Source organism: Stenotrophomonas panacihumi (assembly GCF_001431645.1).
Classification (GTDB): domain Bacteria; phylum Pseudomonadota; class Gammaproteobacteria; order Xanthomonadales; family Xanthomonadaceae; genus Stenotrophomonas_A; species Stenotrophomonas_A panacihumi.
In genome coordinates this window covers 23,234-36,704 of record NZ_LLXU01000053.1, presented here as the reverse complement: position 1 = coordinate 36,704, position 13,471 = coordinate 23,234, and the positions used below count along the sequence as shown (strand labels likewise).

The following is a 13,471-nucleotide window of genomic DNA, read 5'->3' as shown; positions in this document are numbered from 1 at the left end:
GCGGCAGGCCCCCTGTGGCGGTGGACCAGTGCCCGACTTGAACGTCGCTTCGGCACGCTTCCGAAGCGACGTATACGGGCGGCGCGAGGACGCGCACCAATGAAAAAATTGGCGCGCGCTATGCCGTCATGGAATGCCTGCGCCTTAGCCGCGCGGGAAAACGGTTCCGGCTCAGAGCTTCTGGTTCGGGTACAGGCGGCGCGCGGTGCTGCGCAGCGCCTGCAGGATGCGCTCGGCGCCGGGCGGCAACACATAGTCGCGGCGCAGGATGATGCCGAACGATTCCATGCGCACGCCCAGCTCGATCGGCAGCACGGTGAGCAGCTTGGCCTGGATCAGCGGGGCGACCGAATCCACCGGCAAGGCGGTGAGCAGGTCACTGCCGCGCAGCAGGTTGGTGGTGACCGGCAGCGAGGAAGTCTCGATGACGTTCATCGGCGCCTGCACGCCGTGTTCGAGGAACATCGAATCCAGGCGCGCGCGCAGCACGCTGTCGGCCGGCGGGAGGATCCAGCCGTAGCGCACCAGGTCGGCATGCTGCAGGGTGCCGCGGCTGGACAGCGGGTGGCCGGCGCGGGCGACGACCGAGTGCGGCTCGTCGGCCAGCGGCTCGAAATCCAGGTCGCCGGCGCCCTCCGGGCCCATGATGCGGCCGATGACGATGTCCAGCTGGCCGTCCAGCAGCTTGGCCACCAGGTGGCGGCTGTAGTCCATCTCCACGCGGATCAGGATGTCCGGGAACTCGCGCTTGACCTCGGCGATGGCCTGCGGGACCAGCGTGGTGCCCGGGTTGACCACCGTGCCGATGGACGCCTGGCCCATGCGCCCGCTGCGCAGCGCGGCAATCTCCTCCTGCGCCCGGCCGATCTCCGACATCGCCGCGCGGGCGCGGCGCACCAGCACCTGGCCGTACCAGGTCGGCTCCACGCCGCGGGCATGGCGCTCGAACAGCTTCACCCCCAGCAGGTCCTCCATTTCGGCCAGCAGCTTGGAGGCCGCCGGCTGGGTCATGCTGGCCGCTTCGGCCGCGCGCAACACCGAGCGCTGTTCGTACAGGTGCAGCAGCAGGAGCAGCTGGCGGGTCTTGAGGCGCGATGCGTTGAACCAGGGGGTGCTGGAAGATGCCATGGAGGACTCTATTAGTAGGACAGTCGTATTCGCCAGGGGAATAGAATATGCCGAAAATTTCATTTGCCGCACATATCTCGGCCGCGCGAGGCTATCGGACGCTGAATCAGGAGACCCCCACCTCCGGTTCGGCGGCCATAACAGGTGCGACCCGCCCCTCCCCCACACCGGGGTGGCAACGCGCCGACGCCAGGAAAGTGAGGAGGAACCAGATGGGGATCTATCCCGTGCCGCTCCGCGGCCGTCATCCGCGCCTGCCGGAGGCTTCGGCATGAGCGCCGGCCGCCTGCAAGGCAAATCCGTCATCGTCACCGGCGCCGCCAGCGGCATCGGCGCGGCCACCGCGCAACTGTTCGCCGGGCACGGCGCGCAGGTCGCCGGTTTCGACCGCAACGCGCCGGCCCAGGCCGATCCGCGCGTGACCTACCACCAGGTCGACATCACCGACGTGGCCGGCATCGAGGCCGCCGTCGCCGCCGTGCGCGAGCGCACCGGCCGCATCGACGCGCTGGTCAACAACGCCGGCGCCGACGTGTTCGCCGACCCGCTCGAGCTGCCCGACAGCGAGTGGCAGCGTTGCCTGGACCTCAACCTCAAGGGCGCCTGGAACCTGTGCCGCGCGGTCCTGCCGGCGATGCTCGCCCAGCAGGCCGGCAGCATCGTGAACATCGCCTCGGTGCACGGCCACAAGATCATCCCGCACGCGTTCCCCTACCCGGTCGCCAAGCACGGCCTGATCGGGCTGACCCGCGCGCTCGGCATCGAGTACGCCGCGCAGGGCGTGCGCGTGAACTCCATTTCCCCGGGCCTGATCCTGGTGCCACGCATCGAAGCGTGGTTCGCCGGCAGCCCGGACCCGGAAGCCAAGCGCCGCGAGCAGGAGAACCTGCTGCCGCCCAAGCGCATCGGCACGCCGGAGGAAGTGGCCTACACCGCCCTGTTCCTGGCCAGCGACGAAGCGCGCTTCATCAACGCCACCGACATCCTCGTCGATGGCGGCCGCTCCCAGCTCTACCACGAGTAAGCCCATGACCCCGCCGAACGCTCCCCACGCCAGCCCGTTCAAGCTGCCGCTGGTCGCCATCCTGCGCGGCATCACGCCGGAGGAAACGCCGGCGCACGTCGGCGCGCTCATCGAAGCCGGTTTCGACGCCATCGAGATCCCGCTCAACTCGCCGCGCTGGGCCGAAAGCATCGCCCTGGCGCAGCAGCAGTACGGCGACCGCGCGTGGATCGGCGCCGGCACCGTGCTGCGCAACGAAGACGTGGACACGCTGGCCGATATCGGCGCGCGCTTCATCGTCACCCCCAACACGCGGCCGTCGCTGATCCGCCATGCGGTCGAGCGCGGCCTGCTGGTCGTGGCCGGCTTCGCCACCGCCAGCGAGGCGTTCGACGCGATCGACGCCGGCGCGCAGGTCCTCAAGCTGTTCCCCGCCGCCACTTATGGCAGCGGGCATGTCCGTGCACTGCGTTCGGTGTTGCCGCCGCACGTGCCGGTGTACGTCGTCGGCGGCGTCAGTCCGGCCACCCTGGCCGGATTCCTCTCCCAAGGCGCCGCCGGCGCCGGCATCGGCGGCGAGCTGTACCGCCCCGGCCAGCCCCTCGAAACCACCCAGACCCAGGCCGCCGAATTCGTGCGTGCCTTCCAGGAAACCCAGGGATGAAGATCACCCGCCTCACCACCTACCACGCCGCACCGCGCTGGCTGTTCCTCAAGGTCGAGACCGACGAGGGCATCACCGGCTGGGGCGAACCGGTCATCGAAGGCCGCGCGCGCAGCGTGGAGGCCGCCGTGCACGAGCTGTCCGGCTACGTGATCGGCAAGGACCCCGCGCGCATCAACGACCTGTGGCAGACGATGTACCGCGCCGGCTTCTACCGCGGCGGCGCGATCCTGATGAGCGCCATCGCCGGCATCGACCAGGCGCTGTGGGACATCAAGGGCAAGGCGCTCGGCAAGCCGGTGTACGAACTGCTCGGCGGCCTGGTGCGCGACAGCATGAAGACCTACCGCTGGGTCGGCGGCGACCGCCCCTCGGACATCATCGACCAGATGCGCGGCTACCGCGAACTGGGCTTTGACACCTTCAAGTTCAACGGCACCGAGGAAATGAAGCTGATCGACAGCCCGCGCGCGGTCGATGCGGCGGTGGCCAAGGTCGCCGAGATCCGCGCCGCGTTCGGCAACGAGATCGACTTCGGCATCGACTTCCACGGCCGCGTCGGCGCGCCGATGGCCAAGGTGCTGCTGCGCGAGCTGGAGCCGTTCAAGCCGCTGTTCGTCGAAGAGCCGGTGCTGCCGGAACTGGCCGAGTACTACCCGCGCCTGGCCGCGTCCAGCCCGATCCCGCTGGCGGCCGGCGAGCGCATGTACTCGCGCTTCGAGTTCAAGCACGTGCTGGCGGCCGGCGGCCTGTCGATGCTGCAGCCGGACCTCTCGCATGCCGGCGGCATCACCGAGTGCGTGAAGATCGCCGCGATGGCCGAAGCCTACGACGTCGCGCTCGCCCCGCACTGCCCGCTGGGCCCGGTGGCGCTGGCCGCCTGCCTGCAGGTGGACCTGGTCTCGCACAACGCGGTGCTGCAGGAACAGAGCATCGGCATCCACTACAACGAAGGCGCCGACCTGCTCGATTACGTGATCAACAAGGACGATTTCCGCTGCATCGATGGCAGTATTGCCGCGTTGCCCAAGCCCGGCCTGGGCGTGGAAATCAACGAGGAGATGCTCGTGCGCGCAAACCAGAACCCGCCGGACTGGCGCAACCCGGTGTGGCGCCACGCCGACGGCAGCGTCGCCGAATGGTGAGCCCCGCCCCGCTGCAGGCCACGCTCGCGGTGGACAGCCGCTGCGAGCATGGCGAAGGGGTGATCTGGGACGAGCGCCGCCAGGCGCTGTTCTGGATCGACATCAGCGGCCGCCGGCTGTGGGCGCATGCGCCCGCCAGCGGCCGCAGCCGCGACTGGGCCCTGCCCGACCGCCCCGGCTGCCTGGGGCTCATCGAGGATGGCCGCCTGCTGGTCGTGCTGGCCAAGTCCATCGGCGTGGTCACGCCGGACCTGGACGCCGACGAACTGGCTTTCACCCACCTGGCCGACGTCGAGGCCGACCAGCCGCACACGCGCAGCAATGACGGCCGCGTGGATCGCGACGGCCACCTGGTGTTCGGCACCATGGACGAGCACGAGGAGAAGGCCGCGCGCGGCAGCTTCTACCAGTTCTCGCTGCGCCATGGCCTGCGCCGCCTGCCGCTGCCGGGCGTGTCGATCCCCAATTCGATCTGCTTCAGCCACGACGGCCGCACGATGTACTGGTGCGACTCGGTCACCCCGCGCATCCTGTGCTGCGATTACGACGCGGCGAACGCGCAGGCCGGCAACGTGCGCGAGTTCGCGCGGCTGGATCGCGCCGATGCCGAGCCGGATGGTTCGGGCATCGATGCCGAAGGCCTGCTGTGGAATGCGCAATGGCGCGCGTGGCGCGTGCAGCGCTATTGCGCCGACGGCACGGTGGAGCGCACGGTCGAAGTGCCGGTCAAGCACCCCACCTGCATCGCCTTCGGCGGTCCGGCGCTGGACCAGCTCTACATCATCAGCTCGCGCCTGGACCACCAGGATGACGAACTGCTGCGCACGCCGCAGGCCGGCGGCCTGTTCGTGTGCGCGCCGGGCGTGAAGGGCCTGCCGGAAAGCCGCGTGGCGGCCGCATGATCGCCGTCGACTGGGGCACCAGCAGCCTGCGCGCCTACCTGCTCGACGCCGACGGCCGCATCCTCGAACAACGCCGCGACCCGCGCGGCATCCTCGCCTGCGACGGGCGCTTTGCCGAAGTGCTGGCCGAACTGGTCGGCGACTGGCCGGGCGAGATCGTGCTGTGCGGGATGATCGGCAGCCGCAACGGCTGGATCGAACTGCCCTACCTGCCCTGCCCGGCCGATGCCGGCGCGCTCGCCGCGGCGATGCACGCGCACACCGATGCGCGGCTGCCGGGCCGCACGCTGTGGTTCGTGCCGGGGCTGGACTGCCACGCCGAGGCCGGCGTGCCGGACGTGATGCGCGGCGAAGAGACGCAGCTGGCCGGCCTGGCCGCCGTGCTCGGCGCCGGCCGCCACCTGGTGTGCCTGCCGGGCACGCACAGCAAGTGGGCGTGGCTGGAAGAGGGACGCATCACCGATTTCGCCACCGTGATGACCGGCGAGCTGTACGCCGTGCTGCGCCAGCACAGCCTGCTGGGCCGCCTGATGAGCGACGACGGCCACGCCTTCGACGAGGCCGCCTTCGCGCAGGGCGTGGCGCGCAGCGGTGAAGGCGGCGGGCTGACCCACCAGCTGTTCGGCACGCGCACGCTGGCGCTGTTCGACCGCCTGCCGGGCGAGGCGCTGGGTTCGTATCTCTCCGGGCTGCTCATCGGGCATGAAATCCGCCACCGCCAACCCGCGCCGCGCGACGTGCACCTGGTCGGCAGCGCCGGCCTGACCACGCGCTACGCGCATGCGCTGGCGCTGCTGGGCATCGGCGCGCAGGCGCATGGCGAGGACCTGGCCGCGCGCGGCCTGCATGCCATGGCCAGCGCGCGCGGCATCGCGCTGGCGTGATCTTGCCGGGGCGGCCCCTCACCCGCCCCGCGCCCGACTGTTCTAGAATTACGCGGCTTAACGCCGGATTCCAACATGCCTTTCGTCGTCACCGAAAACTGCATCAAGTGCAAATACACCGACTGCGTGGAAGTCTGCCCGGTCGATTGTTTCCATGAAGGCCCGAACTTCCTGGTGATCGATCCGGACGAATGCATCGACTGCACGCTGTGCGAGCCGGAGTGCCCGGCCAACGCGATCTATCCCGAGGACGACGTGCCGGCCGGCCAGGAGCAGTTCGTCGCCCTCAATGCCGAGCTGGCCAAGGCCTGGCCGGTGCTGACCGTGCGCAAGGAACCGGCCGCCGATGCCGCCGAATGGGACGGCAAGCCGGACAAGCTGCCGCTGCTGCAGCGCTGAGGCGCGCGGCCTTCGCCATAACGCAAACGGGCGCCTCGCGGCGCCCGTTCGCTTTTGCGGCGGCAGGAAAACTCAGCCGCCCAGCTTGGCCTTCAGCGTGGCGATCAGCTTGACCGGCGCGTCGGCCACGGCCGGCAGGCCGCGCGGATCCACCGCCGAGACGTAGGTGCCGCCATCGGTCGGCACCACGCGCACCAGGAAGTTGGTGCCTTCGTAGCTGACGTCGTACGAACCCAGCAGCTGCGCGCGGCTGGCGATGGTCAGGCCCGGGACGTCGGCCAGCGCGTCGCCCACGGCCGAGAACACCGCGTCGCGGTCGCCCTTGATGACGAAGCCGCTCTTGGTGGCCGCCTGCTGCGCGGCCGCCGACGGCGCATTGGCCGGCTGGGTGGCCGAGGCCAGGGTCGGCACCTTCATCGCGCCGGAGGTGTCGGGCAGGTTCAGGTCGGGCGGCACTTCCAGCGGACGGCTCTCCGCCGGCAGCGCGTAGTCGCCGCGGGCATCCTTGTGGAACCAGCTGCAACCACTGGCAGCAACCACCAGCGCGATCAACGGCAGCACGCGGGCGGAACGAACGGGATGACGCATCGGTAAATCTCCTGGGTCAGGCCGCGATTGCTTCGCGGCTGGAAAGTGCTTCCAACGCGGATGCGTCGGCGGCAAGGCGGTCGGCCTCGGCATGATGGGGTGCCGACAGCGTCGTCAACGGCAGGCGCAGGCCATGCCCCAGGCCCTGGCGCTGCAGCAGCGCCTTGACCGGGATCGGATTGGATTCCACGCCACAGAATGCGTGGTACGGCGCCAGGCGCGCGTCCCAGGCGGTGGCGGCGTCGTGCTGGCCGCCGCGGGCGAGGTCGCACAGGCGGCGGTAGCCGGCCGGCAGCACGTTGGAGCCGACGGAGATCACGCCATCGGCGCCGGCGAGCATGGCGCGCGCGGCGGTGCCGTCATCGCCGCTGAGCACCGCGAAGCCGGGGCCGCGCAGCGGCAGCAGGGCCGCCATGCGCTCGGGTTCGCCGCGGGCTTCCTTGATGCCGACGATATTCGGGTGGCTGGCCAGGGCGGCGACGGTTTCCGGCAGCAGGTCGCAACCGGTGCGACCGGGCACGTTGTAGAGCACGACCGGCAGGCCGCCTTCTTCGGCCACGGCCAGGAAGTGGGCCTTCAGGCCTTCCTGGGTCGGGCGCACGTAGGCCGGGGTGACCACCAGCGCGAACTGCGCGCCGTTGGCGGCGGCGCGGCGCGTGAGCGCCACGGTGCGCGCGGTGCCGGACAGCCCGGTGCCGGCCAGCACGGGCACGCGCCCACCGATGCGGGCCACCGCGCGGCGCAGGATCTCGTCGTATTCCTCATCGGCCAGGGTCGAGGCTTCACCGGTCGAACCGGCCACGACCACGCCCTGGACGCCGCCGTCGAGCTGTTTGTCCAGCAGGCGCTGCCAGGCATCGAGATCGAGATCGCCGTTGGCGGCGAAGGGGGTGGCCAGTGCGGTGATGATGCCGGAGAGGGACAAGGCGGCGTGGACTCTATGCGGGAGGAAGGAAAGTATGGACTGCCGGAGCGGCCTGCCGGCAGGCAGGCGCGAGGGCATCCCGAATGTTACTTGCGGCGCGAAAGCACGGGCAAGTATGCTGCGCGCTGCGTCGCGGCCCGTCCCGACGCCATTCAGCCTGATCGCAATGCCGGAACCCCCTTTGACCGATACCGCGCCCCGGCCTTCGCCGACCGAAAACCACCTCCTGATCAACGCCTACACGACGCATCCGGAGTCCCCGCTGCTGCCCGTCACCCGTCGCATCGCCGACAGCGGCTGCAACCTGGTCGATGCCCGCCTGTCCACCGTGGGCCGCGACGTCTCGGTCACCGCGCTGGCCACCGGCTCGTGGGACGCGGTCGCCAAGCTGGAAGCCATGCTGGGCCGGCTCGAGCGCGAGGAAGGCCTGAAGCTGGTGTGGTACCGCACCGGCCCGAAGCAGGCGCAGTCCAACCTGCTGCCGTACATCGTGGAAGTGATCGCCGCCGACAAGCCGGGCATCCTCTTCCAGCTGGCCGACTTCTTCGACCGCCAGGGCATCACCATCGAAAACCTGCAGAGCACGCGCTACCGCGCCATGCAGACCGGTGCGGAGATGTTCTCGGCCCAGGTCACCATCGGCGTGCCGGCGAACATGCACATCGCCGCGCTGCGCGACGATTTCCTCGAGTTCTGCGACCACCTGAACCTCGACGCGATCATGGATCCGATGAAGTTCTGATCCGGGCGGGGTGGCCACGGACACGGTTCGCGGTATATGTAGGGCGCATGCCACACCGCCCTACCCGCAGGACCCGTTCCCGATGACCGAAAGCACGAAGCTCGACCGCGCCACCCTCACCCTGCCGCTGGCCCTGTCCGGCGGCGCGCACGCCACCCTCGCCGACTACGCCGGCCGCTGGCTGGTGCTGTACTTCTACCCCAAGGACAGCACGCCCGGCTGCACCACCGAGGGCCTGGACTTCAACGCCCTGCTGCCCGAGTTCGAAGCCGCCGGCGCCGCCGTGCTGGGCGTGTCCCGCGACTCGGTGCGCTCGCACGACAACTTCTGCGCCAAGCAGGGTTTCGCCTTCCCGCTGGTCAGCGACGGCGACGAAGCGCTGTGCAAGGCCTTCGACGTGATCCGCATGAAGAACATGTATGGGCGGCAGGTGCTGGGGGTGGAACGCAGCACCTTCCTCATTTCGCCGGATAGTCGTATCGTGCAGGCGTGGCGCAAGGTCAAGGTGGCCGGCCACGCGGAAGCGGTTCTCCAGGCCCTGAAGGCGCACAAGCAGAAGTGACACCCCTCGCGACCCGAACTTGCCATCACCCTGCCCCGCAGGCCGTGATGGCTCGCCCCTGTCCTTTTTCCAGGAACACACGATGACCCGAGGCAAGCGCATCTACGTGCTGGATACCAATGTGCTGATGCACGACCCCACCGCGCTGTTCAAGTTCGAAGAGCACGACGTCTTCCTGCCGATGCAGGTGATCGAGGAACTGGACAACGCCAAGAAGGGCATGTCCGAAGTCAGCCGCAACGCACGCCAGGTCAGCCGCTTCCTGGACGAACTGCTGGACGGCGCCAGCGCCGAGCAGATCCAGTCCGGCATCACCCTCACCCATCCGCAGGGCATCCAGCTCAAGAACCAGGGCCAGATCGGCAAGCTGCACTTCCAGGTGCGCCCGGTCGCGCCGGGGCGCAGCTTCGGCGAGGTCATGCCGGACAACAAGATCCTCGCCGCGGTGCTGGAGCTGCGCGAGGAACACCCCGACGTGCCGGTGGTGCTGGTGTCCAAGGACATCAACCTGCGCATCAAGGCGTCCATCAGCGGCCTGGTGGCCGAGGATTACGAGAACGACCGCGCGCTGGACGATTTCAGCCTGCTGTTCACCGGCGCGGTCGAGCTGCCGGAGAACTTCTGGCAGAAGCACAACCAGGACCTGCGCAGCTGGTCGGACAAGGGCCGCACGCATTACGAAGTGGTGCTGGCCGACGACGAGGACTGGCACCCGAACCAGTACCTGTACCTGCCGGGCGAAGACGAGGTCGAACTGCGCGTGGCGCGCGTGGGCGGCGACGGCAAGGCGATCCTCTCGCTGGTGGACGACTACCGCGGCGGCCAGCACGCCGTGTGGGGCATCACCGCGCGCAACCGCGAGCAGAACTTCGCGCTCAATGCGCTGATGGACCCGGAGATCGACTTCGTCACCCTGCTCGGCACCGCCGGCACCGGCAAGACGCTGCTCGCCCTGGCCGCCGGCCTGGCGCAGACGATGGACCAGCAGCGCTACCGCGAGATCATCATGACCCGCGCCACGGTGAGCGTGGGCGAGGACATCGGCTTCCTGCCCGGCACCGAGGAAGAAAAGATGACGCCGTGGATGGGCGCGCTCACCGACAATCTGGAAGTGCTCACCCACAACCAGGAGGGCGGCGCCTGGGGCCGCGCGGCCACCAACGACCTGCTCGCCAGCCGCATCAAGATCCGCTCGATGAACTTCATGCGCGGGCGCACGTTCCTCTCGCGCTACCTGATCCTGGACGAGGCGCAGAACCTCACCCCCAAGCAGATGAAGACGCTGATCACCCGCGCCGGCCCCGGCACCAAGATCGTCTGCCTGGGCAACGTGGAGCAGATCGACACGCCGTATCTCACCGAGACCACCTCCGGCCTCACTTACGCGGTGGACCGCTTCAAGAACTGGCCGCACAGTGCGCATGTCACCCTGCGCCGGGGCGAGCGTTCGCGCCTGGCCGACTACGCCTCGGAGGTCCTGTGAACCTGTTTCGCGCCGCGCCGCTGCTGCTGGCGGCCGCCCTCGCCGCCGGCTGCGCCACCACCGGCGGCGTCCCCGGCAGCACCGTGCCGACCACGGTGCGCGCCGGGCAATCGTGGGTCATCACCCGGCCGGTCATCGCCGCGCAGGTGCTCGACACCTGCTCGCGCGACAGCCCGGCGCGCCATCCCGGCGAAGTCACCGGCTACTGGGCCCCGAGCCGGCAGCAGGTGGACCAGCTGGAGGCGGCGTTGTCGCAGCTGCAGCCGCAGATCCCCAACCCCGGGGATTTCGACCGCCAGTACGTGGGCATCGAGGCTGGCGGGAAGCGGCTGATCTACGTCAACGCCTTCCACCTGCCCGAAGACAGCGAGCTGGACCCGGCGCGCACGGCGATCCGCGTCTGCGACGGCGGCGCGCAGTTCTGGGGCGCGCTGTTCGACCCGCAGGCCGGCACCTTCTCCGCCGTCGAGCTCAACGGCCCGCGCTGACCCGGCCATGCGCAGGACGCGCCCACCGCTGGCCGCATCGCGCCGATGAAACCCCTGCCCACCTGGGTATGGATCGGCGCGGTGACGCTGTCCGCGGTGGCCGGCATGGTCAACGTGATCGGCTATCTCGGCTTCGCGCACCAGGTGGTCAGCCATCTCACCGGCACCACCAGCCTGCTCGGCGTGGCGCTGGCGCAGGGCGATGGCCGAAGCATCGGCTTCCTGTGGGGCGTGCTGATCGCCTTCAGCCTCGGCGCGATGTGCAGCGGCCTGATCATCCAGGACAGCACGCTGCGCCTCGGACGTCGGTATGGCGTGGCGCTGCTGCTTGAATCGGCGCTGCTGCTCGCCGCCATCCCGATGTTCGAACGCCACGGCATGGCCGGCGCATGGCTGGCGGCGATGGCGTGCGGCGTCCAGAACGCACTGGCCACCACCTACAGCGGCGCGCTGATCCGCACCACCCACCTGAGTGGCATGTTCACCGACCTGGGCATCGGCCTGGGCCACCTGCTGCGCGGCCTGCCACTGCCGATGCGCAGGCTCACGCTCAGCGGACTGATCATCGGCGGTTTCCTCGGCGGCAGCCTGGCCGGCGCATGGCTGTTCGCGGCGTGGCATTACCACGCGCTGCTCGTGCCCGCCGCGATCACCGGCGTGGCCGGCGGCGGTTACGTGGCGTGGCGGCAGTGGACGCTGGCACGCGCGCGCCGCGTGGCGTGATGCAGCCGGCGGGCGGCGGGTGCACAATCGCCGCATGAGTGCCCAAGTCCTTTCCGCCCTGACCATCGCAGGCTCCGATTCCGGCGGTGGCGCCGGCATCCAGGCCGACCTGAAGACCTTCGCCGCGCACCGCGTGCACGGCCTGTCCGCCCTCGCCGCGCTCACCGCGCAGCACACCCGCGGCGTCACCGCGGTCCACGTGCCGCCGGTGGATTTCCTGCGCGCGCAGATCGACGCCTGCTTCGACGATTTCGAGATCCAGGCGGTGAAGCTCGGCATGCTCGCCAACGCATCGGTGATCGACTGCGTGGCCGATGCGCTGGAACATTACCGACCGCCCTTCATCGTGCTCGACCCGGTGATGGTCGCCACCAGCGGCGCCAAGCTGCTCGCCGACGATGCGCTCGATGCGCTGCGCCAGCGCCTGCTGCCGATGGCCACGCTGATCACCCCGAACATTCCCGAGGCCGAACTGCTGCTGGGCCATCGCATCGCCGATGCCGCCGCGGCCGAGCGCGCCTGCGCCGAACTGCTCGACCTCGGCGCCACGGCGGTGCTGCTCAAGGGCGGCCACCTGTTCGAAGGCCAGCGCGTGATCGATCGTTTCGACGACGGCGTGGCGCAGCACGAATACATCCACACGCGCCTGCCGATCGACGCGCACGGCACCGGCTGCACGCTGGCCTCGGCGATCGCCGCGCAGCTGTGCAATGGCCTGTCGCTGGCCAATGCGTGCGAGGCGGCGATCGACTACGTCGCGCGTGCACTGCAGGGCGGCTATCGCCCCGGTCGCGGCGAGGTACTGGTGCTCGACCACTTCGGCGCGGCGCGCCACGGATGACGGTGGCCGCACGGGAGATCGAGGCCGTCGGCCACGACGGCCATCGCTGGAACCTCATCGCCCGCCTCCCCGCGCAGCCCCGTGCCGCGTTGCTGTGGCTGCCGGCGCTGGGCGTGGCCGCGCGCCATTACGAAGCATTCGCCGATGCACTCGCCGCGCATGGCATCGCCGTGCTGCTGCACGAATGGCGCGGCAACGGCAGCAGCAGCCTGCGTGCGTCGCGCGAGTGCGATTGGGGTTATCGCGAAATCCTCGCGTGCGACCTGCCGGCCAGCGGGCAGGTGCTGCACGACATCGCCGGCGGCGCGCCGCTGCTCATCGGCGGGCACAGCCTGGGCGGACAGCTCGCGTGCTGCTTTGCCGGCCTGCAGCCGACGACGTTCTCGCGCCTGTGGCTGGTGGCCAGCGGCACGCCGTGGTGGCGCAGTTTCCCCGCGCCGCTGCGTTATGCGCTGACGCTGGTGTATCGCTTCCTGCCGTGGCTTGCGCGTCGCAACGGCGTGCTGCCGGGGCGGCGCGTGGGCTTCGGCGGCAATGAAGCACGCGGGTTGATCGCCGACTGGGCACGCGTGGGGCTGAGCAACCGCTATGCGGCAAAGGGCATGGCGGCGGACCTGGAAGCCGGCCTGGCGCGGCTCTCGATTCCGCTCGACACCGTCGTGATGGCGCACGACTGGATGGCACCGGTGGGTTCGATGCGTGCGCTCACCGCGAAAATGGCCGGACCTGCGCGGCTGGATGTCCTGCCTGCCGCGGACATCGGCGCTCCCGCCGACCATTTTTCATGGATGAAATCCCCGGCTGCCGTGGCCGCCCGGCTGGCCCGCGCGATCACGTGAAAAAAATTTGTTACGGACCGTTGACGTCCACCGCATAGTCCCGCATAATTCTCCTCCTGACGACGCGCCCGTAGCTCAGTTGGATAGAGTACCTGGCTACGAACCAGGCGGTCGGGAGTTCGAATCTCTCCGGGCGCACCAGTCAGAACAAGAAA

The 13,471-nt window shown here is 69.6% G+C and carries 16 protein-coding genes and 1 tRNA gene; 14 read left to right on the top strand and 3 right to left on the bottom strand.

Annotation, left to right across the window (positions count from 1 at the left end; all coding sequences use genetic code 11):
- Positions 1–171: 171 nt before the first annotated feature.
- Complete coding sequence (locus ARC20_RS03715; protein WP_057644516.1) at positions 172–1,128, bottom strand: LysR family transcriptional regulator; 957 nt, start codon at positions 1,126–1,128, stop codon at positions 172–174.
- Between the two features lie 271 nt (positions 1,129–1,399).
- Here ARC20_RS03715 and ARC20_RS03710 point away from each other — a divergent pair, with 271 nt between their 5' ends.
- The 6 genes from ARC20_RS03710 to fdxA all read left to right on the top strand — a co-directional run bounded on the left by ARC20_RS03710 (position 1,400) and on the right by fdxA (position 6,125).
- Positions 1,400–2,152, top strand: coding sequence for an SDR family oxidoreductase (locus ARC20_RS03710; protein WP_057644513.1), 753 nt, complete (start codon positions 1,400–1,402; stop codon positions 2,150–2,152).
- A 4-nt stretch (positions 2,153–2,156) separates the two neighbouring features.
- Entirely contained in the window at positions 2,157–2,795 is a 639-nt protein-coding gene (locus ARC20_RS03705) for a 2-dehydro-3-deoxy-6-phosphogalactonate aldolase (RefSeq protein ID WP_057644510.1), read from the top strand.
- Complete coding sequence (dgoD, locus tag ARC20_RS03700; protein WP_057644508.1) at positions 2,792–3,940, top strand: galactonate dehydratase; 1,149 nt, start codon at positions 2,792–2,794, stop codon at positions 3,938–3,940. Before ARC20_RS03705 ends, dgoD begins: the two co-directional genes overlap by 4 nt.
- Positions 3,934–4,842 carry an SMP-30/gluconolactonase/LRE family protein gene (locus ARC20_RS03695; RefSeq protein WP_057644506.1) on the top strand — a complete coding sequence of 303 codons (909 nt, stop codon included), beginning with the start codon at positions 3,934–3,936 and terminating at the stop codon, positions 4,840–4,842. Before dgoD ends, ARC20_RS03695 begins: the two co-directional genes overlap by 7 nt.
- Positions 4,839–5,726, top strand: a complete 888-nt coding sequence (locus ARC20_RS03690) for a 2-dehydro-3-deoxygalactonokinase (protein WP_057644503.1) — start codon at positions 4,839–4,841, stop codon at positions 5,724–5,726. The genes ARC20_RS03695 and ARC20_RS03690 overlap by 4 nt, the downstream gene beginning before the upstream one ends.
- Before the next feature lie 75 nt (positions 5,727–5,801).
- Positions 5,802–6,125: a ferredoxin FdxA gene (fdxA, locus tag ARC20_RS03685; protein ID WP_057644502.1), complete on the top strand. Its 324-nt coding sequence runs from the start codon at positions 5,802–5,804 to the stop codon at positions 6,123–6,125.
- Positions 6,126–6,197: 72 nt separating this feature from the next.
- Here fdxA and ARC20_RS03680 read toward each other — a convergent pair whose 3' ends face one another.
- Together ARC20_RS03680 and dapA are read right to left on the bottom strand one after the other, a co-directional pair.
- Positions 6,198–6,713: a hypothetical protein gene (locus ARC20_RS03680; RefSeq protein ID WP_057644499.1), complete on the bottom strand. Its 516-nt coding sequence runs from the start codon at positions 6,711–6,713 to the stop codon at positions 6,198–6,200.
- A 16-nt stretch (positions 6,714–6,729) separates the two neighbouring features.
- Complete coding sequence (dapA, locus tag ARC20_RS03675; protein WP_057644496.1) at positions 6,730–7,638, bottom strand: 4-hydroxy-tetrahydrodipicolinate synthase; 909 nt, start codon at positions 7,636–7,638, stop codon at positions 6,730–6,732.
- Positions 7,639–7,753: 115 nt separating this feature from the next.
- Between dapA and ARC20_RS03670 the strand changes: the two genes are divergently transcribed.
- The 8 genes from ARC20_RS03670 (at position 7,754) to ARC20_RS03635 (ending at position 13,457) form a co-directional block, all read left to right on the top strand.
- Positions 7,754–8,380 carry a glycine cleavage system transcriptional repressor gene (locus ARC20_RS03670; RefSeq protein WP_425478524.1) on the top strand — a complete coding sequence of 209 codons (627 nt, stop codon included), beginning with the start codon at positions 7,754–7,756 and terminating at the stop codon, positions 8,378–8,380.
- 82 nt (positions 8,381–8,462) lie between these two features.
- Entirely contained in the window at positions 8,463–8,942 is a 480-nt protein-coding gene (locus ARC20_RS03665; RefSeq protein ID WP_057644491.1) for a peroxiredoxin, read from the top strand.
- A gap of 82 nt (positions 8,943–9,024) precedes the next feature.
- A complete protein-coding gene (locus tag ARC20_RS03660) occupies positions 9,025–10,425 on the top strand; it encodes a PhoH family protein (protein WP_057644488.1) in 1,401 nt (466 codons plus the stop codon).
- The gene (locus ARC20_RS03655; RefSeq protein ID WP_057644485.1) at positions 10,422–10,913 is read left to right on the top strand and encodes a hypothetical protein; all 492 of its coding nucleotides are present in this window, start codon (positions 10,422–10,424) and stop codon (positions 10,911–10,913) included. Before ARC20_RS03660 ends, ARC20_RS03655 begins: the two co-directional genes overlap by 4 nt.
- Before the next feature lie 45 nt (positions 10,914–10,958).
- Positions 10,959–11,636: a YoaK family protein gene (locus ARC20_RS03650; RefSeq protein WP_057644482.1), complete on the top strand. Its 678-nt coding sequence runs from the start codon at positions 10,959–10,961 to the stop codon at positions 11,634–11,636.
- A 34-nt stretch (positions 11,637–11,670) separates the two neighbouring features.
- Positions 11,671–12,477, top strand: coding sequence for a bifunctional hydroxymethylpyrimidine kinase/phosphomethylpyrimidine kinase (gene thiD, locus ARC20_RS03645; protein ID WP_057644479.1), 807 nt, complete (start codon positions 11,671–11,673; stop codon positions 12,475–12,477).
- The gene (locus tag ARC20_RS03640; RefSeq protein WP_057644476.1) at positions 12,474–13,316 is read left to right on the top strand and encodes an alpha/beta hydrolase family protein; all 843 of its coding nucleotides are present in this window, start codon (positions 12,474–12,476) and stop codon (positions 13,314–13,316) included. Before thiD ends, ARC20_RS03640 begins: the two co-directional genes overlap by 4 nt.
- 64 nt (positions 13,317–13,380) lie before the next feature.
- Positions 13,381–13,457 (top strand) — tRNA-Arg (locus tag ARC20_RS03635).
- The last annotated feature ends 14 nt before the right edge of the window (positions 13,458–13,471 follow it).